The organism is Mycobacterium sp. smrl_JER01 (assembly GCF_048513595.2).
GTDB lineage: Bacteria > Actinomycetota > Actinomycetes > Mycobacteriales > Mycobacteriaceae > Mycobacterium.
Genome location: NZ_JBLXXK020000001.1, coordinates 3,436,972 through 3,458,722, shown reverse-complemented (window position 1 = coordinate 3,458,722; position 21,751 = coordinate 3,436,972). Strand labels below are relative to the sequence as shown.

23 protein-coding genes are annotated in these 21,751 nt (G+C 66.4%); 16 read left to right on the top strand and 7 right to left on the bottom strand.

What is annotated here, in order from left to right:
• Positions 1–123 precede the first annotated feature (123 nt).
• From ACNUDN_RS16310 to ACNUDN_RS16280, 7 genes are all read left to right on the top strand, one after another.
• On the top strand, positions 124–1,596 hold the full coding sequence (locus ACNUDN_RS16310; protein WP_419122921.1) for a sugar porter family MFS transporter: 1,473 nt from the start codon (positions 124–126) through the stop codon (positions 1,594–1,596).
• 55 nt (positions 1,597–1,651) lie between these two features.
• On the top strand, positions 1,652–1,933 hold the full coding sequence (locus ACNUDN_RS16305; RefSeq protein WP_024445781.1) for a phosphoribosyl-ATP diphosphatase: 282 nt from the start codon (positions 1,652–1,654) through the stop codon (positions 1,931–1,933).
• A gap of 35 nt (positions 1,934–1,968) precedes the next feature.
• A complete protein-coding gene (gene hisG / locus ACNUDN_RS16300; RefSeq protein ID WP_419125185.1) occupies positions 1,969–2,829 on the top strand; it encodes an ATP phosphoribosyltransferase in 861 nt (286 codons plus the stop codon).
• A gap of 66 nt (positions 2,830–2,895) precedes the next feature.
• Positions 2,896–3,381 (top strand): DUF4126 family protein, encoded by a 486-nt coding sequence (locus ACNUDN_RS16295; RefSeq protein WP_419122920.1) that lies wholly within the window; start codon positions 2,896–2,898, stop codon positions 3,379–3,381.
• A gap of 11 nt (positions 3,382–3,392) precedes the next feature.
• Positions 3,393–4,775 (top strand): FAD-containing oxidoreductase, encoded by a 1,383-nt coding sequence (locus ACNUDN_RS16290; protein ID WP_419122919.1) that lies wholly within the window; start codon positions 3,393–3,395, stop codon positions 4,773–4,775.
• Between the two features lie 80 nt (positions 4,776–4,855).
• On the top strand, positions 4,856–5,542 hold the full coding sequence (locus ACNUDN_RS16285) for a TetR/AcrR family transcriptional regulator (RefSeq protein ID WP_431960220.1): 687 nt from the start codon (positions 4,856–4,858) through the stop codon (positions 5,540–5,542).
• Entirely contained in the window at positions 5,535–6,473 is a 939-nt protein-coding gene (locus ACNUDN_RS16280; RefSeq protein WP_419122918.1) for a R2-like ligand-binding oxidase, read from the top strand. Before ACNUDN_RS16285 ends, ACNUDN_RS16280 begins: the two co-directional genes overlap by 8 nt.
• A gap of 13 nt (positions 6,474–6,486) precedes the next feature.
• Here ACNUDN_RS16280 and ACNUDN_RS16275 read toward each other — a convergent pair whose 3' ends face one another.
• Genes ACNUDN_RS16275 through ACNUDN_RS16265 form a run of 3 tightly spaced genes read right to left on the bottom strand, consistent with a single transcriptional unit; the run spans position 6,487 to position 8,671 of the window.
• Complete coding sequence (locus tag ACNUDN_RS16275; RefSeq protein ID WP_419122917.1) at positions 6,487–6,999, bottom strand: DinB family protein; 513 nt, start codon at positions 6,997–6,999, stop codon at positions 6,487–6,489.
• A complete protein-coding gene (locus ACNUDN_RS16270) occupies positions 6,996–7,802 on the bottom strand; it encodes a thioesterase family protein (RefSeq protein ID WP_419122916.1) in 807 nt (268 codons plus the stop codon). The genes ACNUDN_RS16275 and ACNUDN_RS16270 overlap by 4 nt, the downstream gene beginning before the upstream one ends.
• Positions 7,799–8,671: a RecB family exonuclease gene (locus ACNUDN_RS16265; protein WP_419122915.1), complete on the bottom strand. Its 873-nt coding sequence runs from the start codon at positions 8,669–8,671 to the stop codon at positions 7,799–7,801. Before ACNUDN_RS16265 ends, ACNUDN_RS16270 begins: the two co-directional genes overlap by 4 nt.
• Positions 8,672–8,755: 84 nt before the next feature.
• Between ACNUDN_RS16265 and ACNUDN_RS16260 the strand changes: the two genes are divergently transcribed.
• Positions 8,756–9,586, top strand: a complete 831-nt coding sequence (locus tag ACNUDN_RS16260; RefSeq protein ID WP_419122914.1) for a tRNA (adenine-N1)-methyltransferase — start codon at positions 8,756–8,758, stop codon at positions 9,584–9,586.
• Positions 9,587–9,608: 22 nt separating this feature from the next.
• Here the strand turns inward: ACNUDN_RS16260 and ACNUDN_RS16255 are convergent, their stop codons facing one another.
• From ACNUDN_RS16255 to ACNUDN_RS16245, 3 genes are read right to left on the bottom strand one after another with little or no spacing between them, the layout of a single operon-like run.
• Positions 9,609–9,902, bottom strand: coding sequence for a DUF503 domain-containing protein (locus tag ACNUDN_RS16255; RefSeq protein ID WP_419122913.1), 294 nt, complete (start codon positions 9,900–9,902; stop codon positions 9,609–9,611).
• 2 nt (positions 9,903–9,904) lie between these two features.
• A complete protein-coding gene (gene lppK / locus ACNUDN_RS16250; RefSeq protein WP_498450160.1) occupies positions 9,905–10,501 on the bottom strand; it encodes a lipoprotein LppK in 597 nt (198 codons plus the stop codon).
• On the bottom strand, positions 10,450–10,950 hold the full coding sequence (locus ACNUDN_RS16245) for an MTB12 family secreted protein (protein WP_419122911.1): 501 nt from the start codon (positions 10,948–10,950) through the stop codon (positions 10,450–10,452). Before ACNUDN_RS16245 ends, lppK begins: the two co-directional genes overlap by 52 nt.
• A gap of 146 nt (positions 10,951–11,096) precedes the next feature.
• Between ACNUDN_RS16245 and arc the strand changes: the two genes are divergently transcribed.
• Positions 11,097–12,944: a proteasome ATPase gene (gene arc / locus ACNUDN_RS16240; RefSeq protein ID WP_419122910.1), complete on the top strand. Its 1,848-nt coding sequence runs from the start codon at positions 11,097–11,099 to the stop codon at positions 12,942–12,944.
• A 10-nt stretch (positions 12,945–12,954) separates the two neighbouring features.
• Here the strand turns inward: arc and ACNUDN_RS16235 are convergent, their stop codons facing one another.
• On the bottom strand, positions 12,955–13,743 hold the full coding sequence (locus ACNUDN_RS16235) for a DeoR/GlpR family DNA-binding transcription regulator (protein ID WP_419122909.1): 789 nt from the start codon (positions 13,741–13,743) through the stop codon (positions 12,955–12,957).
• 128 nt (positions 13,744–13,871) lie between these two features.
• Between ACNUDN_RS16235 and ACNUDN_RS16230 the strand changes: the two genes are divergently transcribed.
• Genes ACNUDN_RS16230 through ACNUDN_RS16200 form a run of 7 tightly spaced genes read left to right on the top strand, consistent with a single transcriptional unit; the run spans position 13,872 to position 21,747 of the window.
• Positions 13,872–14,750 (top strand): class II fructose-bisphosphate aldolase, encoded by an 879-nt coding sequence (locus ACNUDN_RS16230; RefSeq protein ID WP_419122908.1) that lies wholly within the window; start codon positions 13,872–13,874, stop codon positions 14,748–14,750.
• Complete coding sequence (locus tag ACNUDN_RS16225) at positions 14,747–16,096, top strand: D-tagatose-bisphosphate aldolase, class II, non-catalytic subunit (protein ID WP_419122907.1); 1,350 nt, start codon at positions 14,747–14,749, stop codon at positions 16,094–16,096. The genes ACNUDN_RS16230 and ACNUDN_RS16225 overlap by 4 nt, the downstream gene beginning before the upstream one ends.
• Entirely contained in the window at positions 16,093–17,217 is a 1,125-nt protein-coding gene (locus tag ACNUDN_RS16220) for an SIS domain-containing protein (protein ID WP_419122906.1), read from the top strand. The genes ACNUDN_RS16225 and ACNUDN_RS16220 overlap by 4 nt, the downstream gene beginning before the upstream one ends.
• A 6-nt stretch (positions 17,218–17,223) precedes the next feature.
• On the top strand, positions 17,224–18,201 hold the full coding sequence (locus ACNUDN_RS16215; RefSeq protein ID WP_419122905.1) for an N-acetylglucosamine kinase: 978 nt from the start codon (positions 17,224–17,226) through the stop codon (positions 18,199–18,201).
• Positions 18,198–19,151: a DMT family transporter gene (locus ACNUDN_RS16210; RefSeq protein ID WP_419122904.1), complete on the top strand. Its 954-nt coding sequence runs from the start codon at positions 18,198–18,200 to the stop codon at positions 19,149–19,151. The genes ACNUDN_RS16215 and ACNUDN_RS16210 overlap by 4 nt, the downstream gene beginning before the upstream one ends.
• Positions 19,148–20,470: an alpha-glucosidase/alpha-galactosidase gene (locus ACNUDN_RS16205; protein ID WP_419122903.1), complete on the top strand. Its 1,323-nt coding sequence runs from the start codon at positions 19,148–19,150 to the stop codon at positions 20,468–20,470. The genes ACNUDN_RS16210 and ACNUDN_RS16205 overlap by 4 nt, the downstream gene beginning before the upstream one ends.
• Entirely contained in the window at positions 20,467–21,747 is a 1,281-nt protein-coding gene (locus tag ACNUDN_RS16200) for an ABC transporter substrate-binding protein (RefSeq protein WP_419122902.1), read from the top strand. Before ACNUDN_RS16205 ends, ACNUDN_RS16200 begins: the two co-directional genes overlap by 4 nt.
• Positions 21,748–21,751: the final 4 nt, after the last annotated feature.

Sequence of the window (21,751 nt, the reverse complement as noted above, 5' to 3'; positions counted from 1 at the left end):
GTTTGTCGCCCTTGTCACCGTCGAAGACGAGTAGTGAGCTTCGCGGGTGGGAATAGCTCCGGCCGGAAGTGGTTGGTGCTTGAATGTGATTCTCATCACGCAACGGGGCGGAAAGGTCGTGACATGGCCGGTCAGGGTGGTCCAGTCGGGGAGGGCCCGGAGATCTTTGACGAAGACCAGGACTTCTCGTCCGGTAAGACCGCGGTTCGGATCGCGTCGGTAGCCGCCCTCGGGGGTCTGCTGTTCGGCTACGACAGCGCGGTCATCAACGGTGCCGTGGACTCCATCCAGGAGGACTTCGGGATCGGTAACGCCGAGCTCGGCTTTGCCGTGGCCTCTGCCTTGTTGGGGGCGGCGGTCGGCGCGATGACGGCCGGGCGCATCGCCGACAAGATCGGCCGCATTGCCGTGATGAAGATCGCTGCGGTGCTGTTCCTGATCAGCGCGTTCGGCACCGGGTTCGCTCACGAAGTGTGGACCGTGGTGCTGTTCCGGATCGTCGGCGGCGTCGGGGTGGGGGTCGCATCGGTGATCGCGCCCGCATACATCGCCGAGACCTCACCGCCGGGCATCCGCGGCCGGCTGGGGTCGCTGCAGCAACTGGCCATCGTCAGCGGAATCTTTCTGTCCTTCGCGGTCAACTGGGTACTGCAGTGGTTGGCCGGCGGCGCGAACGAGCCGCTGTGGCTGGGCATGGACGCCTGGCGCTGGATGTTCTTGGCCATGGCGGTGCCCGCGGTGCTGTACGGCATGCTGGCCTTCACCATCCCCGAGTCGCCGCGCTATCTCGTTGCCAGCCATAAGATCCCAGAAGCCCGCCGGGTGCTGAGCATGCTGCTCGGGCAGAAGAACCTGGAAATCACCATCACCCGGATCAAGGAGACGCTGGAACGCGAGGACAAGCCGTCCTGGCGGGACCTGCGCAAGCCCACCGGCGGCATCTACGGCATCGTGTGGGTCGGCCTGGGCCTGTCGATCTTCCAGCAGTTCGTCGGGATCAACGTGATCTTCTACTACAGCAATGTGCTGTGGCAGGCGGTGGGGTTCAGCGCCGATGAATCGGCGATCTACACGGTGATCACCTCGGTCATCAATGTCCTGACCACCCTGATCGCCATTGCCCTGATCGACAAGATCGGGCGCAAACCGTTGCTGCTCATCGGCTCGTCGGGTATGGCCGTCACGTTGATCACGATGGCGGTGATCTTCGCCAACGCCACGGTCAACGCCGACGGCACCCCGAGCCTGCCGGGTGCCTCCGGCGTGATCGCGCTCATCGCTGCCAATCTGTTTGTCGTCGCATTCGGCATGTCGTGGGGTCCGGTGGTGTGGGTGCTGCTGGGCGAAATGTTCCCCAACCGGATCCGCGCGGCCGCGCTCGGCCTGGCCGCCGCCGGTCAGTGGGCGGCCAACTGGCTGATCACGGTCACATTCCCGGGCCTGCGTGACCACCTCGGCCTGGCTTACGGTTTCTACGGGCTGTGTGCCGTGCTGTCGGGTCTGTTCGTGTGGCGATGGGTGATGGAGACCAAGGGAGTCTCGCTGGAGGACATGCACGGTGACATCCTGCGCGAGCACAAGACGGCCTCCCGCTGATACGAGTGGCGCTGTGTCGTCGCGGCCCGGCCGATCAACGCGGTGCAGGCCTGACGTGACAGAATCGCCAAACGTGAAGACCTTCGATGCGCTGTTCGCCGAACTGAGCGAACGAGCCCGCACCCGGCCGGCAGGCAGCGGCACCGTCGCCGCACTCGACGGCGGTGTGCACGGCATCGGCAAGAAGATCCTCGAAGAAGCCGGCGAGGTGTGGTTGGCCGCCGAACACGAGAGCGACGACGCTCTGGCCGAGGAGATCAGTCAGTTGTTGTACTGGACCCAGGTGCTGATGCTCTCGCGCGGGCTCTCGCTCGACGACGTGTACGGAAAGCTGTGATGAAGGCTCCTGCGGTCGACGGTTCGACGCGCGACATGCTGCGCGTTGCCGTGCCCAACAAGGGAACGCTGAGCGAGCCCGCTGCCGAGATCCTGTCGGAGGCTGGATACCGCCGTCGCACCGACTCGAAGGATCTGACCGTCGTCGACCCGGTCAATCAGGTCGAGTTCTTCTTCCTGCGTCCGAAAGACATCGCCATCTACGTCGGCTCCGGGCAACTGGATTTCGGGATCACCGGCCGTGATCTGGCCCGAGAGTCCGATGCGCCCGTGCGGGAGCGGCTGGCGTTGGGCTTCGGCAGTTCGACGTTCCGCTACGCCGCACCTGCCGACCGCAGCTGGCGGGTCGAGGACCTGCACGGCAAACGCATCGCCACCGCGTTTCCCAATCTGGTTCGAAAAGATCTAGCCGCCAGGGGAATCGAGGCGACGGTGATTCGCCTCGACGGAGCGGTGGAGATCTCGGTGCAACTCGGGGTGGCGGATGCGATCGCCGATGTCGTCGGGTCCGGGCGCACCCTGGGCCTGCACCGACTGGCAGCCTTCGGTGAGCCGCTGTGTGATTCTGAGGCGGTGCTGATCGAGCGCGACGACAGCGGCCGGTCCGACGGCGAAAAGGCTGCAGCGCGAGAACAGTTGGCGGCTCGGGTGCAGGGCGTGGTTTTCGGCCAGCAGTACCTGATGCTGGATTACGACTGCCCCCGTTCGGTGCTGGAACAGGCCACCGAGGTCACCCCGGGGCTCGAATCGCCGACGATCGCCCCCCTCGCCGATCCCGCGTGGGTTGCGGTGCGCGCGCTCGTGCCGCGGCGTGACGTCAACGCCATCATGGACGAGATTTCGGCGATCGGCGCCAAAGCGATTCTGGCTTCGGACATCCGCTTCTGCCGCTTCTGATCCACACCTCTCACCGGCCCGCGGGTCGTGTTAGCGTCCGGATGTCCATCCATGGCGGGAGGTCCGGTGACCCAGGTACTCGTTCTCGTTCTGGCCCTGTTCATCGGCGTCATAGCCGGTGCGCGAGCGATGACGGCCCCGGCCGTGGTGGCGTGGGGGGCGATGTTGGGTTGGATCGACGTCGCCGACAAGTGGTCGGAGTGGATATCCCACCCGATCACCGTCACGGTGCTGACCATCTTCCTGGTCGGTGAACTGGTCACCGACCAGCTTCCCAGGACACCGAGTCGCAAGGTGCCCGCACAGTTCATCGCCCGATTGATCACCGGCGGGTTCTCCGGCGCCGTGATCGGCAGCGCTTTCTTCCACACGTTCAGCGCCACCGGCGCCGGCGTGGTCGGCGCCGTCCTGGGTACCCTCGCCGGTGCCGAACTGCGTAGCAGACTGGCCAAGGCCAACAACGGCAATGACAGGCCCGGCGCGTTCATCGAAGACGCCATCGCCGTCGGCGGCGGACTCCTCGTGGCTTTCCTCGTCAGCCTGGTCTCGTAGGCCGGGCCGTCATGACCACGTCAACCCCGCAGCGCTTCGACGCGATCATCGTGGGTGCCGGTCAGGCCGGGCCGCCGTTGGCCGGGCGGCTGACCGGGGCCGGGCAGACCGTCGCGGTGATCGAACGCAAACTGGTCGGCGGGACCTGTGTGAACTACGGCTGCATCCCGACCAAGACCCTGGTCGCCAGCGCGCACGCCGCCCACCTGGCCCGCCGGGCCGGTGACTTCGGCATCGGCACCGGCGCCGTGACCGTCGACATGGCTGCGGTCAAGGCGCGCAAGGACCGCATCAGCATCGGGGACCGCGAAGGTGTCGAGTCCTGGCTGGAAGGTATGCCGGGGTGCACGCTGATCCGCGGGCACGCCCGGTTCGAGAGCCCGCGCACCATTCGGGTAGACGGCCAGCTGCTGGAAGCCGACCGGTTCTTCCTCAATGTCGGCGGCCGTGCCGTGGTGTCCGACATGCCGGGTCTGGCCGACATCGATTACCTGACCAACGTCGGCATCCTCGATCTCGAGGTGGTGCCCGAGCATCTGGTCGTCATCGGGGGCAGCTACATCGCGCTGGAGTTCGCCCAGATGTACCGGCGGTTCGGGGCGGCGGTGACTGTCATCGAGCGGGGGTCGCGCCTGACCGGCCGTGAGGACGAGGACGTCTCGGCAGCGATCAAGGGGATTCTGGAAGCCGAGGGCATCGACGTCGTCCTCGACGCCGACGCGATCAGTTTCGCCAGGCAGGGCGACGGCTTCACTGTCACTCCACGCCGCGGTGCGCAACCCATCGCCGGAAGCCATCTGCTCGTCGCCGTGGGTCGGCTGCCCAATACCGACGACCTCGGACTGGAAACGGCCGGGGTGCAGACCGACAGCCGCGGCTATGTCGTCGTCGATGATCAGCTTCGCACCACCGCCGACAACATCTGGGCGATGGGGGACTGCAACGGGCGCGGCGCATTCACCCACACCTCCTACAACGACTTCGAGATCGTGGCGGCCAATCTGCTCGACGACGATCCGCGCCGGGTCAGCGACCGCGTCACCACCTACGGCCTCTACATCGACCCGCCGCTGGGGCGGGCCGGGATGACCGTTGACGAGGTCCGCCGATCCGGTCGAAAAGCTCTGGTGGGCAAGCGCCCGATGACCCGGGTCGGCCGTGCGGTGGAGAAGGGCGAAACGCAGGGGTTCATGAAGGTGGTCGTGGACGCCGAGACCGAGGAGATCCTCGGCGCGGCGATCCTCGGTGTCGGCGGTGACGAGGTCGTACATCTGATTCTCGACGTGATGACCGCGAAGCTGCCCTACACCGCCATCTCGCGGACCATGCACATCCACCCGACGGTCAGCGAACTCGTCCCGACCTTGCTGCAGGACCTCAAGCCACTGGACTAACCGGCGGAGCGCCACGCCTCTTGACTGTGGCTTGGGTCACAGTAATATGACCACTGGTCACATCAAGCGTTGGAGGCGCGATGCCGACAGTGACGTGGTCTCGACTCGGTGCCGAGCGTCGGGCAGCGGTGGTATCCGCCGCGGAGGCGGAGTTCGCCGCACACGGATTCTCCGGCGGCAGCCTCAATACCATTGCGCGCCGGGCCGGGGTGGCCAAAGGAAGCCTGTTCCAGTACTTCGCCGACAAGCGCGACCTATACGCCCATATCACCGAGGTGGGCAGCCTACGGGTGCGGTCCTACATGGAGCATCAGATTCGGCTGCTCGATTCCCGCCGGCCGTTCTTCGAGTTCCTCACCGACCTGCTCGACGTGTGGGTCGCCTATTTCGCCGAGCATCCCCGGGAACGTGCGCTGCACGCGGCGGCCAGTTTCGAGGTCGACACCGATGCTCGGGTCAGCGTGCGGGCGGTCGTGCATCGGCACTATCTGGAGGTGCTGCGACCTCTGGTGCACGACGCGCGGGACCGCGGCGATCTGCGCTCCGACTCCGACATCGACGCGCTGCTGTCACTACTGCTGATGTTGCTGCCCCATTTGGCGCTGGCGCCCTACGTGCGCGGGATGGACCCGGTTCTCGGACTCGACGAACTCTCACCTGATCAGCCGGCGCTCGTGGTCCGCCGGTACGTCGCCGTGCTGGCCGCGGCCTTCGCGCCCCAGCCTCTTACAACCGCAACCCCCGGAGGAGCACAGTCACATGGCTAGAACACGTTCGGACTCGCTGGCCGCAGGCGGCCTCAACTGGGACAGCTTGCCTCTGCGCCTGTTCGCAGGCGGCAACGCCAAATTTTGGGACCCGGCCGACATCGACTTCTCCCAGGACCGGGCCGACTGGGAGTCGCTGACCGATCTGGAACGCGACTGGGCCGCCCGACTGTGCGCGGAGTTCATCGCCGGCGAGGAAGCGGTCACCCAGGACATCCAGCCGTTCATGGCGGCGATGCGGGCCGAGGGCCGGCTCGGCGACGAAATGTATCTGACGCAGTTCGCCTTCGAAGAGGCCAAGCACACCCAGGTGTTCCGGATGTGGCTCGACGCGGTCGGGATCACCGAGGATCTGCAGGGGTACCTCGACGAGCTTCCCGCCTACTGTCAGATGTTCTACGAAGAGCTGCCCGCCTCGCTCGACGCGCTGGCCACCGACCCGTCGCCGGCAGCTCAGGTCCGCGCCTCGGTCACCTACAACCACGTCATCGAGGGCATGATGGCACTCACCGGATACTATGCGTGGCACCGCATTTGCGTGGACCGCGGAATTCTGCCCGGCATGCAGGAGCTGGTGCGCCGAATCGGCGACGACGAACGGCGCCACATGGCGTGGGGCACCTTCACCTGCAGGCGCCACGTCGCCGCCGACGACGCGAACTGGGCGGTGTTCGAGTCGCGGATGAACGAGCTGATCCCGTTGGCGCTGCGCAACACCGAGGACGGGTTCGCCCTGTACGACGAGGTTCCGTTCAACCTGAAGATGGAGGAGTTCCAGCAGTACGCCGCGGACAAGGGGATGCGTCGCTTCGGAACCATCAGCAGCGCCCGCGGGCGACCGCTGGGCGAGATCGACGTGGACTACTCGCCGCTGCATCTGGAGGACACCTTCGCCGACGAGGACAGGAAGTCCCTGGCCCACTCGGGGTGATGACGCCGGCGGGTCAGGCCCCGGCGGCGCGTAGCAGCCGCAACTGGCCGATCTCCGCGGCGTTTTTGGTCAGTTCGACGGTCACCCACAGCACCGAGTCGCCGACCGTACGGTCCTCGGCCATGCCCCACGGAAAGCCAGCCGGTTCGGCCAGGCGCTCAACAGTGGTGGCCGCCAACACCTCTCGCCATTGGGCTGAAAGCTCGTGCAGGCGTGCCACCGCGGCGGGCCCGTTTCCCGGCCAGAGCACCTCGGTCGGGGCGGGAAGCGGCCGCGCGTGCATCGAGGCGAGCGCAGCGCTCCACCAGTAGTCCATGTGCCATGTCAGCCACGCGATCGTCGGCACCGGAACGGGATCGGGTTCGACCTCGGCGAAATCCGCGCGCCACTGCCCGCCGGGGTCAGGCCGCACCGTCCAACACAATTCGGCAGGCTCCCAGAGGAAGTCGGCCTCGACCAGAGACGCCAGGTGCAGTGCGGTCAGCGCCCAGCCGAGCTCGAACTGGCGGCGGATCTCGTCGATCATCCGCGCCGCTGCACCAGCAGCGTCTGGGCGCTCGTCCCGATGAAGCCGGCGCGGTCGAAGATCTCGGCCGTCGTGACGCCGACCCCGTCCGGGCCGATCGACCCGCGGGCGCGCAGCGCGAAGTCGTTGCCTTCGGGCAGTCGGTGCAGGTGCACCACCGTGTCGGTGTTCATGAACACGAACCGCCCAGGATCGACCGCGGCGCCGATGCCGTTCGCCGAATCGACCACCATCGCCAAACGCTGCAGCGGCGTCGTCGGCTCCGCATCCACCAGCGGCACCAGCGGGGAGAGCCACGAGACGGCGGCGTCACCGTCCGCGCTGAACTGTCTGCGCCAACTGACCGTCTCCAGATAGCCCGGCGCACCCTCCCACGGGTGCGCGACCGTCATCGCCTCGCCTTCCACCAGCGGCGGGTACCGGTCGGTCGCGGCGTCGCTGGTGTCGCTGGGCGCCAACAACCAGGCCGTGACGCGGGCGACGGCGCGGCGGGTGCCGTCCGGACGGTCGGCGAGCATCTCAGCAATCATCATCGAGATGCGCGCGCCGGGACGCTCCACCCAGGCCCGGACCCGGACCGTCGAAACCGGTATCGCGCCCAGGATGTCGAGGGCGAGCCGTCCGACACGCAACCCACTGCCGGCGGCGAGTTCCTCGACGGCCCTGGTCAACAGTGCCAGCGGCGGCGAGCCGTGCTGAATCTGCGGATCCCAGTTGCTGCGGGTGCCGTCGGTCGACCCGAAGACGGTGAAGCCGTCCTCGAGTGCCGCGCCGGACAGCCGGCGGAACAGGCATTCGATCACGCGGCCGGGTCCACTCTGAGCACCGCGTCAGGGTCCCCGTCATCGAAGATCTCGGGCCAGCCGGGGTAGGGCGGGGGAGTGCCGCCAAACGCCGGGCAGTGCGCTCGGTGCGCGCACCAGTCGCACAGCCGGGACGGATTCGGCCGGAAGTCGCCGGTGGCGCCCGCGGATTGAATCGCCTTCCACATTGCCATCAATGTCTTTTCGAAGCGCAGCAGCTCTTCGAGCCCCGGGGAGTAATCCAGCACCTGGCTGTCGGCGAGGTAGAGCAGCCGCAGCCGGGTCGGCAGCACACCGCGCGACCGCAGCAGCGCCACCGCATAGAACTTCATCTGGAACAGGGCCTTGAACTCGGCCAGGGCGCGGGCCGCCGGCGGAGCCACGCCGGTCTTGTAGTCGACGACCCGCACCTCGCCGGTCGGTGCGACGTCGATGCGGTCGACGAACCCGCGCAGCAGGGTGCCGTCGGACAGCTGCACCTCGATGCGCTGTTCGCAGCTTTGCGGGTCGAAGCGGGTCGGATCCTCCAACCGGTAGTAGCCCGACAGCAGCGCCCGCGCCTGCTCCAGCAGCTCGGCCCGTAGGCCGGGCTCGATGTCGTCGGCCAGCCCCGGGCGCTCGGCCAGCACCCGCTCCCACGCCGGAGTGACCAGCGACGCCGCCGTCTCCGGTACCCGGTCGGCGGCGGGCAGCCGGTAGAGATCTTCCAGCGCGGCGTGGACGAGCGTGCCGCGCACCTGAGCGGCCGACGAGGGCTCCGGCAGCCGATCGATGGCGCGGAAGCGGTACAGCAGCGGGCACTGCTTGAAGTCACTGGCGCGCGACGGCGAGAGTGCGGGGCGGCGCACCGGTGTCGACGGCTCGGTCATGCAATCGAGACTAGGGCTGCGGTCGGACAATTGCGGGCAACCCGGACGTCGGCGGCGGCGCGTCTGCTGGCAGGCTGATCAGCTGTGCGCAACACCGGCCCGTTCGACGTAGGCGATCGAGTCCAACTCACCGACGCCAAGGGCAGGCGCTACACCATGCTGCTCACACCCGGTGGCGAGTTCCACACACACCGCGGGATCATTGCGTTCGACGACGTCATCGGGCTGCCCGAGGGCAGCGTCGTGAAGTCCACCAACGGTGACCAGTTCCTGGTCTTGCGGCCGCTGCTGGTCGACTATGTGTTGTCCATGCCGCGCGGCGCCCAGGTGATCTACCCCAAGGACGCTGCACAGATCGTGCACGAGGGCGACATCTTCCCGGGTGCACACGTCCTGGAAGCCGGCGCCGGTTCGGGCGCGCTGACCTGCTCGCTGCTGCGCGCTGTGGGTCCCACCGGGCGGGTGACCTCCTATGAGGTGCGCGACGACCATGCCGTACACGCCGAGCGCAACGTCAGCACGTTCTTCGGGGAGCGCCCCGACAACTGGGACCTGGTGATCGCGGACCTGAACGTATGCACCGAGCTGCAGGTCGACCGGGTGGTGCTCGACATGCTGGCGCCGTGGGAGGTGCTGGGCACGGTCGCCACCGCGCTCATCCCCGGCGGGGTGCTGATGATCTATGTGGCCACAGTCACGCAGCTGTCGAAAACCGTCGAGGCGCTGCGGGAGCAGCAATGCTGGACCGAGCCGCGTTCCTGGGAGACGCTGCAACGCGGCTGGAACGTCGTAGGCCTGGCGGTCCGTCCCGAACACAACATGCGGGGACACACTGCGTTCCTGATCTCGGCGCGACGGCTGGCGCCGGGCACCATCACCCCGACCCCGCTCAAACGCCGCAAACAGCAGGTCTGATCCAGTCGGCAAGCAGCCGCGCTCAGTCGTCGCTGCGCGATAGTCCGCGGCGCACCGACAACAGTTCGATCTCCGGTCGCGCCGCCACAGACCGTTCGGCGGCGTCGAGGATCTCGACCACGTGGGCCCGGTCCCCGGCGACGGCCGCGCACCCGATGCCGGCCCGCCGGTGCAGATCGGTGTTGCCCACTTCGGCAGCCGAAACGCTGAACCGGCGGCGCAGCTCGGAGACGATGGGGCGAACCACCGAACGCTTCTGCTTGAGCGAGTGCACGTCGCCGAGCAGGATGTCGAACTCGAGCCAGCCGACCCACATGGTCAACGCGGTGGTGCCGGCCGGGCGGTGTCGTCGGGTTCCAGCAGCAGACCGGCGGTGTCTCGGGTGAGCTGCCAGCCTCCGGCCGCCGGTGCGAACTCCATCGGGAACGTGAACTGGCCGCGCCCCGGTTGAGCAGGGGTGATGATCACGGTGGCGACGACATTGCCCGGGGCGGACGGTGACCACGCGAGGTCGCGGGCCTCGAAGGCCAGCGGTAGCGAACCGTTGTCCCGCAGCGCCGCCACGAAGCGATCCAGTCCGGCGGCTTCGCCGGGGCCGGCATTTTCGATCAGTGTGATCTTCTGGTCACCCGGGACGGCCGGGTCGGACAACCGGGCCATCACCTCGATCAGCGCGCCCGGCGCGGGCAGCGGAGGTCCGCCGGGGGAATCGGGGATCGGGACCGCCGGCGCAGACGTCGCCTCGGCCACCGTGGGCGGCGGCTGGGTGGCGGTGACAGCCGGATGCTCGGCCTGATTGCACCCACCAAGCCCGAGCGCCGCCACGATCGTGGCGGCGCTGCGGGTCAGGAGAGGTCTGGGAATCAACCCACCGCGGACATCAGCGCCAGCGCGGACTGCTTGGACAGCTGCCATCCGGTCGGGCTCGGGCCGGCGATGAACGTCAACGGCTGGGTTGCCACCGCGCCCGTCGGAGCCGCCGCGGTGACGTTGGCGGTCACCACCGGTCCGTTCTGGTCGATATCGGCGACGGTGAAGCTCAGCGGAAAGTAGCCCTTCGCGGCGGCGTTGTTGTAGCCGCTGTCGGCCACTCGGGCCTCGATCCGGCCCAGACCTCCCTGGACGTAGGTGGCCTTACCGCCGGCGAAGGAACCTGGTCCGGACAACGCGCTCAACGTCGACACCAGCGCACCTTGCAGTTCGGGCGCCGGTGCGGCAGGCAGCGGGGCGCCCAAGCCGGCCGGCGACGCCGCGGCGACTCCGGAACCGACTGCAATCGAGGTCACACCCACGGCGGCAGCGCCGAGTGTGGCGGCCGCTGCTGCCCCAGCGGTGAGGCTGGTGACGAGGGTTTTCAGGGTCACGGCTGTCCTTCCGTTCGGCCGACTGATCTCCAGAGGCTAACAGTGTTGCTGGTGTGTCGAATTCCTACAGCGCACACAATGACTGAATCGCCGGTAGCGTTGAAGTTGTTACCGCACCAACATCCGGTGTGGGAGAGGAGCGCAACATGAGTGAGTCCGAGCGTTCTGAAGCCTCTGAAGTCTTTGGGACATCCCCCGAGAGCAGACTGTCCAGAGAAGATGCGGCAGAGCTCGAACAACTTCGCCGGGAGGCGGCGGTCCTGCGCGAGCAGCTGGCGAATGCGGCCGGCTCGACGGGCGCTGCGCGCAGTGTTCGCGACGTGCACCAGCTGGAGGCGCGGATCGACTCGCTGGCCGCCCGCAACGCGAAACTCATGGACACCCTCAAGGAAGCGCGTCAGCAGCTGCTGGCCCTGCGCGAAGAGGTGGACCGGCTCGGACAGCCGCCCAGCGGCTACGGGGTGCTGCTCTCCGTGCAGGACGACGAGACCGTCGATGTGTTCACCTCCGGCCGCAAGATGCGCCTCACCTGCTCGCCCAACATCGACACCAAGGAACTAAAGCAGGGTCAGACGGTCCGTCTGAACGAGGCCCTCACCGTGGTCGAGGCGGGTCATTTCGAGGCGGTCGGCGAAATCAGCACGCTGCGCGAGATCCTGTCCGACGGGCACCGCGCGCTTGTCGTCGGCCATGCCGACGAGGAGCGCATCGTGTGGCTGGCCGAGCCGCTGGTGGCCGCTGAGCATCTGCCCGAGGGGTCCTACGCCGACGACGACGATGCGAATGACGACCGGCCCCGCAAGCTGCGCCCCGGGGACTCGCTGCTGGTCGACACCAAGGCCGGCTATGCGTTCGAACGCATTCCCAAGGCCGAGGTCGAGGATCTGGTGCTCGAGGAGGTGCCCGACGTCAGCTACAACGACATCGGCGGCCTGGGTCGTCAGATCGAGCAGATCCGGGACGCGGTCGAGCTTCCGTTCCTGCACAAGGAGCTCTACCGGGAGTATTCGTTGCGCCCGCCCAAGGGGGTGCTGCTCTACGGCCCGCCCGGATGCGGCAAGACGTTGATCGCCAAGGCCGTGGCCAACTCGCTGGCCAAGAAGATGGCCGAGGTTCGCGGCGACGACGCCCGCGAGGCGAAGAGCTACTTCTTGAATATCAAGGGTCCGGAGCTGCTGAACAAGTTCGTCGGTGAGACCGAACGGCACATCAGGCTGATCTTCCAGCGGGCCCGAGAGAAGGCCTCCGAAGGTACCCCGGTGATCGTGTTCTTCGACGAAATGGACTCGATCTTCCGCACCCGCGGGACCGGCGTCAGCTCGGACGTCGAAACCACGGTGGTGCCACAGCTTCTCAGTGAGATCGACGGTGTGGAGGGGTTGGAGAACGTCATCGTGATCGGCGCCTCCAACCGTGAGGACATGATCGATCCGGCGATCCTGCGACCCGGCCGGCTGGACGTCAAGATCAAGATCGAGCGGCCGGATGCCGAGTCGGCGCAGGACATCTTCAGCAAGTACCTCACCGAGGATCTGCCGATCCACGACGACGATCTCGCGGAATTCTCCGGTGACCGCAGCCTGACGATCAAGGCGATGATCGAGAAGGTCGTCGACCGGATGTACGCCGAGATCGACGACAACAGATTCCTGGAGGTCACCTACGCCAACGGTGACAAAGAGGTCATGTACTTCAAGGACTTCAACTCCGGCGCGATGATCCAGAACGTGGTGGACCGAGCCAAGAAGAACGCCATCAAGTCGGTGCTGGAAACCGGGCAACCGGGTCTGCGCATCCAGCACCTGCTGGACTCGATCGTCGACGAGTTCGCCGAGAACGAGGATCTGCCCAACACGACCAACCCCGACGACTGGGCCCGGATCTCGGGCAAGAAGGGCGAGCGGATCGTCTACATCCGCACGCTGGTCACCGGCAAGTCCTCGAGTGCCAGCAGGGCCATCGACACCGAGTCGAACCTGGGTCAGTACCTGTAGCGAGGAGCGCTCACACGTCGAGAACATCGACGATATGCACCCGTACGCCGTACTGCGCGATGCGTTCCAGTTCGTCCGGGTCGGCGGTGGAGTCGGTGACAAGATGATCCACTCGATCCAGGGTGGCCATCTTCGCCAGCGTGACCTTGCCGATCTTCGAGCCGTCTACCGCGACGACAACCCGTTGGGCGTTGGCGGCCATGGCGATGGCGGTGCGCGCCTCCGCTTCGTCGAACGTGGTCGCGCCCACACCGGCGGACATGCCATCGGCGCCCAGAATCGCGGTGCCGACCGTGATGACCTGAAAGGCGTGTTCGGACATCGGGCCCACCGCCTCCAGGGAGTTGGCGCGCACCAGACCGCCGGTCATGATGACCTTGATATGGGCGTCGACCGCGCAGTCTGCTGCAATCGTGAGCGAGTTGGTCACGATGGTGATATTCGGTCTGCCTTTCAACGACCGCGCCGCCTCGCCGGTGGTCACCCCTCCGGTCAGCGCAACGGACTGAGGGCCGGGAGGTACCAAAGCCGCGGCATGTTGGGCGATGCGCCGCTTGATGGCAACCGTCCGGTGATCGCGTAAGCGGACCGGGATTTCACTGCTGCCCGGGTGGCGAGCGCGGGCCCCGCCATGGGTCCGCACCAGCAGTCCCTGCTCTTCGAGCTCGGTCAGATCGCGCCGTAACGTCGCCAGCGAGACGTGGAGATCGTCGCGCAGTTCGTTCAGCGCGACTTCGCCGCGATCCCGCAGGATGGACAGCACTTCCCGCATGCGGTCAGTGCGCTTGATCGACGACATCTCACTCCTCTGACTCCGCAAAAACGATCAGTTTTGATGATCGCTTCGGGCGCTTCTGTTGCGCGGTATGAGCGATCTTCCCATGATCGACGAATGCCGGATGTGACCACCGTCGCTCGAGCGACACGATGACCGTCGCCAGCACAGCCGATCTCGTCGCCCAGGCTGCTGCGGACCGAACCGCGACCTTGGCGTTCAACGTCATTACGCTCGAACACGCCGAAGGTGTCGCCGAAGGTGTCGAACAGGCAGCTGCGGCAGCGGTTTTGCAGATCAGCGAGAACACCGTGCGGTTCCACGGAGGCCGGATCGCGCCGCTGGTCACCGCATGCGCCCAGATCGCTGCCGCTTCGTCGGCGCCCCTGGCGATCCACCTGGATCACTTCCAGGACGTTGCTCTGCTTCATGAGGCGATCAACACAGCGGCCGGGCTGGGCGCGAGCTCGATCATGATCGATGCGGCCCACCTGCCTTACCGGGGCAATGTCGAGCGAACCCGCGAGCTCACCGCCGCCGCACACGGCGCCGGGTTGTGGGTGGAGGCCGAACTCGGAGAAATCGGTGGCAAGGCCAACGCCCACGACCTCGGTACCCGAACCGATCCCGACGAGGCCGCCTCGTTCGTCGCGGCCACCGGCGTGGACGCGCTGGCGGTGGCTGTGGGCAGCTCCCACGCGATGACAACCCGAGCCGCCCGCCTGGATCACCAGTTGATCGGCCGACTGGCCTCGAAAGTGCCTGTGCCGCTTGTGCTGCACGGCTCATCCGGGGTGTCCGACGATCAATTGTGCGCAGCCGCCGAAGCGGGTATCCGCAAGCTCAACGTCGGTACCGCACTCAACATCGCATACACCGGGGCGATCCGAGAGGTTCTCTGCGGCGCCGAACCCTCGGTCGATCCGCGACCGTATCTGAGCGCAGCCCGGCACGCGATCGGTGGTGCGGTCGAGGCGCTCTGCCGAACGGTCTCCCGATCGCCGGAACCGACGTCGAGGACGGGCGCATGATGCGGGCGTCGGCGTACCCCGAGGCCCGGTCGGGGCACGAGTTTCCTGCCGCGAATCCGCTGCTGCGGACCATCCAACGACATAAGTCCGGAGAGCCTGTCGGAATCTATTCGGTGTGCTCGGCCCACCCCACCGTGGTCCGAGCTGCCATCGAACAAGCCGACGCGGATGGCACCGCCGTCCTGATCGAGGCGACGTCCAATCAGGTCGACCAGTTCGGTGGATATACCGGGATGCGTCCGGGTGATTTCCGCGATCACGTTCTCGCGATCGCCGACCAATGCGAATTCCCCAGGGACGGCGTGGTACTCGGCGGCGACCATCTCGGACCCAACCGGTGGCAGAGCCGGCCGGCCGAAGAGGCGATGGCACACGCCGAGGTGCTCGTTGCCGCCTACGTCGAGGCCGGTTTTGCCAAGATCCATCTCGACTGCAGTATGCCCTGTGCCGACGACCCACCGAGGCTGTCCGACGAAGTGGTGGCGCACCGGTCGGCGAGACTCCTGCGTGTCGCCGAGGACTCCGCGCGGCGCGCCGGTGCCGGCGGTCCGGTTTATGTGATCGGTACCGAGGTGCCCGTCCCCGGTGGCGCACACGAGACGCTGAGCTCATTGACTCCGACTTCGGCCGATCACGCGCGAAGGACCTTGGGCGCGCACCGATCGGCGTTCGCCGCACTCGGACTCGACCGTGTCTGGCCGCGGATCATCGCCCTCGTCGTACAACCCGGGGTGGAGTTCGACCACCTCTCGGTCTTCGACTATGACCACGGCGCAACCGTCGACCTCAGGCGAGTTCTCGACGACGAGGAAAACCTCGTCTTCGAAGCGCATTCGACCGACTACCAGCGCCCGGCTCAGCTCGCCGAACTCGTCGAAGGTCACTGGGCGATCCTGAAGGTCGGACCGGGACTGACCTTCGCGATGCGGGAGGCGCTGTTCGCCCTGGCCGCGATCGAAGCCGAGATCGTCGCACCATCTGCTCGCTCAGAACTACCCGATGTCATCGAACGCCGGATGCTCGCCGAACCCGCCCACTGGGAGTCTCACTACCGGGTCGACGGGGAACCGCAGGCCACACGCACCGCCCGGCGGTACAGCTATAGCGATCGACTCCGCTACTACTGGCCCGATCCCGAGGTCGAAGCGGCCCGGGTTGCGTTGCTGACCAACCTTCGACGGACCGGTATCCCGATGCCCCTGCTCAGTCAGCACCTTCCCGTTCAGTACCAGCGGGTGCGTGCCGGCCGGCTCGACGCCGACCCGCATGGACTTGTGATCGACCGGGTCCGCGATGCCCTCCGCCCCTACGCCCGAGCTTGTCTGAACAATGAAGAGGCCCGATGACCACCTCCATTCCCGCCCAAGACCGTGGCGGCGCAACGATTCACGAGATCGCGCAGCAACCCGACGCGTGGCGTGAGATCGCCGCCGGGGAAGACAACGAGACCACCCGGTTCTTGCAGGGCATTCTGGAACAGCCGGATCTCAGGGTCATTCTCACCGGGGCCGGCAGCTCGGCCTTCGCAGGCAGCATCGTAGCGCCGGCACTGCGTCGGCACCTCAAGCGTCGAGTGGAGGCCATCCCCACTACCAGCATCGTCGCCGGCCCGCTCGATCATCTGGAGCGCCGAACGCCGACGTTGCTGATTTCATTCGGCCGCTCGGGCAACAGCCCGGAGAGCACCGCGACAACCGAACTCGCCGACGAACTCATCGATAGCGTGTGGCATCTGGTCTTTACGTGTGACCGGGACGGCCGGCTCGCCCGCGCGCACACCGGCCGGGGGCAATCGCGTGTCGTGTGCATGCCGGAGCGCACCAACGACGCCGGGTTTGCGATGACGTCGAGCCTGACATCGATGATGCTGTCCTGCCTTCTGTTGCTCGGTGACACCGAAACCTGCGACGCCGAGGCGCTCGCGCAGGCGGCGCAGAGCGTCATCGACGGCCAGGATGCCATTCGATCTCTGGCGCAGGCGAAGAAGCAGCGCATCGTCTATCTCGGCAGCGGTCCCCTGACCGGTCTGGCGCGCGAATCCGCCCTCAAACTTCTCGAGCTGACCGCGGGGGAGGTGGTCACCTACTTCGACTCCCCACTGGGCTTCCGGCACGGACCCAAATCCGTACTCGACGCTGACACCCTCGCTGTGGTGTTCCTGTCCGCCGATCCCTACACCCGCCGCTACGACCTCGACATCGTCGCCGAGATCCGCGCACAGCTGGGCACCGAAAGCGTCGTGGTGCTGGGTGTCGAGCCGGCGCCCGGAGACCATGGCCCCGCTATTGTGCTGCCAGGCCTGACCGGCCTCGACGACTCGACGGTGGCTCTGGCCTACCTGGTATTCGCCCAGTATCTGGCGTTGTTCACCGCGCTGGAGTATGGCAAAGCGCCGGACAACCCGTTTCCGGCAGGCGAAGTGAGTCGAGTCGTGCGCGGTGTGACGATCTACCCGATGGGCAGGTGAGTTGAGATGGCCGTATATCTGGGAGTAGACGGCGGGGGATCCAAAACCGCGTTCGCGCTGATCGATCATCACGGCGCAGTTCTGGCGCGGGCCACAGGAGCGAGTAGCTACTACTTCGGGCACGGCATCGATGTCGTGGAAGACGTTATACAGCAAGGCATTGCCCAGGTCTGCGGCGAGGGCGGCTTAGCTGCTCGCGACATCGACTTCGCCTTCATCGGGCTTCCCGGGTATGGCGAAGCCAGCGCCGATCTCGAGCAGTTGGATGCGGTGCCCAGCCACGCGCTCGGCCACGAGCGGTACCTCTGCGCCAACGACATGGTATGCGGATGGGCGGGTTCGCTGGCCGGTGAGGACGGCATCAACGTCATCTGCGGTACGGGATCGATGACCTACGGCGAACTGCGCGGCACGGGTCGGCGCGTCGGCGGCTGGGGCGAGCTGTTCGGTGACGAGGGTTCGGCGTACTGGGTTGCCACGCAAGGCCTCAACGCGTTCAGCCGGATGAGTGACGGCAGGCTACCGCGCAGTCCCCTGTATGCGCTGGTCAGAGACCGCCTGTCGGTGACAAGCGATCTGGACGCGGTGGGCTTGGTCATCGAACAGTGGGGCGGCAACCGGGGCTCCATCGCGGCGCTGGCGACAACGGTGTGTGCCGCCGCTGCCCACGGAGATCGCGTTGCGCAGGGCATCGTCGCAGCCGCCTGCGACGAGCTGGCGTTGCTCGTCGACACGACGCGCGTGTCGATCGGCTACGACGAGAACGACCGCGTCCCGGTGTCCTACTCCGGCGGCATGTTCTGCGATCCCGGATTCCTCCAGATGTTCCGGCGAGCTCTGGAGCAACTGCCCGCCACATTCGACCTGCAGTCGCCGCTTCTGGATCCGGCTGTCGGCGCAGCCCTATATGCCGCAAAGCGCAGCGGCAGTCCACTGCCCACCACTGCTGTTGCACGACTCATATCCTGCGAGGCGATGTCATGACGACCGATCCCAGCGTGAAGACCAGCCGTAGCTGGATCTTCTACGCCGCTCTGCTGATCCTGTTCTGGGGCGTGTGGGGAGCGTTCTCCGCACTGCCGGCGACCAAGTACGGCTATCCCGACGAGATGATCTACAGCGTCTGGGCGCTGACCATGATCATTCCGGCGCTGTTCGCGCTACGCGGTCAGCGATTCGACCGCCGACCGCAGGCAACGATCTACGGACTGCTGATCGGTCTGACCGGCGCAGGCGGTCAACTCCTGTTGTTCCAGGCGCTGACCTTGGGTCCGGCCTACCTGATCTTCCCGATCGTGTCGATCTCGCCGGCGATCACCGTCATCATGGCCATGGTGCTGCTGCGCGAACGTGTTTCGAGGCTCGCCGGCGTCGGCCTGGTCGCCGCGCTGGCGGCCATAATCCTGTTCAGTGTCACCGACGCATCCCCCGACGGGTCCACCGGTCCGTGGTTGCCGCTGGCGATCCTGATCTGCTTCGCCTGGGGAGTGCAGGCGTACTTCATGCGAAAGACCGCCACCATAGGGGTCAACGAAGCGACCACGTTCGGATGGATGGCGATCAGCGCGATCGCCCTGATCCCGGTCGCGCTGTGGTCGCTCGGCGGCATCCCGTTGGACTTTCCTTGGCAGGCACCGGTATTGACCGCGGGTACGCAACTGCTCAATGCCGTCGGCGCTCTGTTCCTGGTCATGGCGCTGAGCCGGGGCAAGGCCAGCGTTGTCGCGCCGACCACCAACGCGCTGGCACCCGCGCTGACGATCGTCGTATCCCTGGCGGCCTATCAGACGTTACCGTCGCCCTACGGTGCGGTCGGGATCGTGCTGGCGCTGGCCGGGTCAACGCTCATGGTCTACAGCGACGAGAAGTGTGGAGAGGCCCCTACACCCGCGGTCGGCGCCCCTTCGGCGTCGGTCGGGATGGAGGCGAAGTGAAACCGACCATCGTCATCATCGGCGCCGGAAGCGTCGAGTTCACCCGCGAGCTTCTCGGTGACATCTTGTCGTTCCCCGAGCTCGGGTCGGTGCGCGTGGTGTTGCATGACATCGACGCCGAACGCCTCCGGACCGCGGAGGCGATCGCCCACGCCACGGCGCGCCAGACCGGGACCAACCCCCGGGTGGAAGCCTCGCTGGACCGGCGCCGGGCTCTCGAAGGCGCAACATACGTCATCAACGTGATTCAGGTCGGTATGCATGAGGCCACGGTGCGGGATTTCGCCATCCCCGCGACGTACGGGCTGAACCAGACCATCGGCGACACCATCGGCATCGGCGGGATCTTTCGCGGGCTCAGGACATTTCCGGTGCTCGAGGCGATAGCTCGTGACATGCAGGACGTCTGCCCGGATGCGTGGCTGCTGAACTACACCAATCCGATGGCCATGAATGTCACCTATCTTCACCGAATTGCCCCGGACATCAAGGTGCTCGGACTGTGCCATTCGGTGTACTGGACCATGGTGGGCCTGTGCGAGATCATCGGTGTCCCCTATGACGAGGTGTCCTACTGGTCGGCCGGCGTCAATCATCAGGCGTGGGTGCTGAGGTGGGAGCGTGGTGGACAGGATCTGTACCCGCTGTTGGATGAACGGATCGCTGCCGACCCGGAGTTGCGCCGGCGCGTCCGGGTCGACATGTACCGGCGGCTGGGCTACTACCCGACGGAGACCAGCGAGCACAGCAGCGAGTACCTGCCCTGGTACCTGCATCATCGCGACGAGATCGAACGGCTCCGGATCAATATCGGTGAATACGTCGCGATCAGCGAAGCCAACCTGGCCGAGTACGAACGAGTGCGATCGGCGCTGACACACACCCAGGAGTTGGCAATCGACACCGGATCCACCGAATACGCACCCCAGGTGATCCATTCGTTGGAAACCGGCACCCCCCGCGTGATCGCAGCCAACATCGTCAACAACGGCCACATCACCAACCTGCCTGACGGGCTTGCGGTCGAGGTCCCCACACTGCTCGACGCGTTGGGGGCGCACCCGATGCTGGTCGGGGATCTGCCGCCGCAGTGCGCGGCGCTCAACCGCAACTTCTTGGGGCCGGTGGATCTGACGGTGCGGGCTGCGGTCGACGGAGCGCCGCGACTCGTACGGGCGGCAGCCATGGTCGACCCCAACACCGCGGCGACGCTGACCGTGGACCAGATCTGGCAATTGTGCGACGAGTTGACCGCCGCGCACGGAGGTTTGTTGCCCGAAACCCTGCGTACCCCGTCCACGAAGGAGAATCAGCCATGACGAGACCCCGCCTGATCGTTGTCTTGGGGGCCATCCTTGCCCTCGTTCTCACAGCATGCGGCGGTGGTGATTCCGCATCGTCGGGTCCGACCGAAATCGCGGTCTGGCATGGCTTCCAGGACACCGAGGGGGAGGTCTTCACGTCGCTGATCGCGCAGTACAACACCGACCACCCCGACGTCAGGGTCAAAGAGCTCTATTCCAGTAACGATCTGGTGTTGCAAAAGGTACTGACCGCCGTCCGCGGCGACAGCGCACCCGATGTCGCGTACATGTTCGGGTCGTGGTCACCGAACATCGCCCAGATACCGCAGCTGGTCGACATGTCGCCGTACGTCTCCGATCCGGCATGGCAGTGGGAGGACTTCTATCCCGGCGAGCGTGCGGCGGCCACGGTCGACGGCAAAGTGGTCGGGGTGCCGGCGCTGGTGGACAATCTCGCCATCGTGTACAACAAGCAGCTCTTCGCCGAGGCAGGCGTCGAGCCTCCGACACCTGACTGGACGTGGGACGACTTCCGTTCCGCAGCAGCCAAGCTCACCGATCCCGGCAAAGGCCAGTACGGTTGGCTGATTCCCGCTGACGGCAGCGAGGACACCGTGTGGCACTACGTTCCGATGCTGTGGGAGGCCGGCGGTGACCTGCTCTCGCAGGACAACGAGCAGGCGGTGTTCAATTCCGAAGCCGGCGTGAACGCGCTCACCCTACTGCAGCGGATGGCTGTCGACGACAAGTCGCTGTACCTGGACACCACGAACGAGAACGGCACCAAGCTGATGAACAGCGGCAAGATCGGCATGCTGGTCACCGGTCCCTGGGACCTGAGCTCGCTGCCGGACATCGATTACGGCGTGCAGGTGATGCCCACCTTTGCCGGCTCCCCAGGCGGACACCAGACGATATCCGGTCCTGACAATTGGGTGGTGTTCGACAACGGCGACGAGCGCAAACAGGCAGCCGTCGACTTCGTGCAGTGGCTCACCGCCCCCGAACAGGTCAAAGCGTTCTCCCTCGGCACCGGCGACCTGCCCACGCGAATGTCCGTCGGTGACGATCCGGCCTTCGTGGCCCAACTGGACGAAAAGCTGCCCGGAGTCGGTGTTTTCGTGGAGAATCTCGCCAATGTCGAGAAGGCGCGACCGACGGTGGAGCAATACCCGGTGATCTCCGAAGCATTGGGACACGCCATCGTGTCGGTGATGCTCGGCGGGGAGCAGCCGAAAGCGGCACTCGACACCGCGGCGAGGACAGCGGACGACGCGCTCGCGGGCAAGTAGGGAA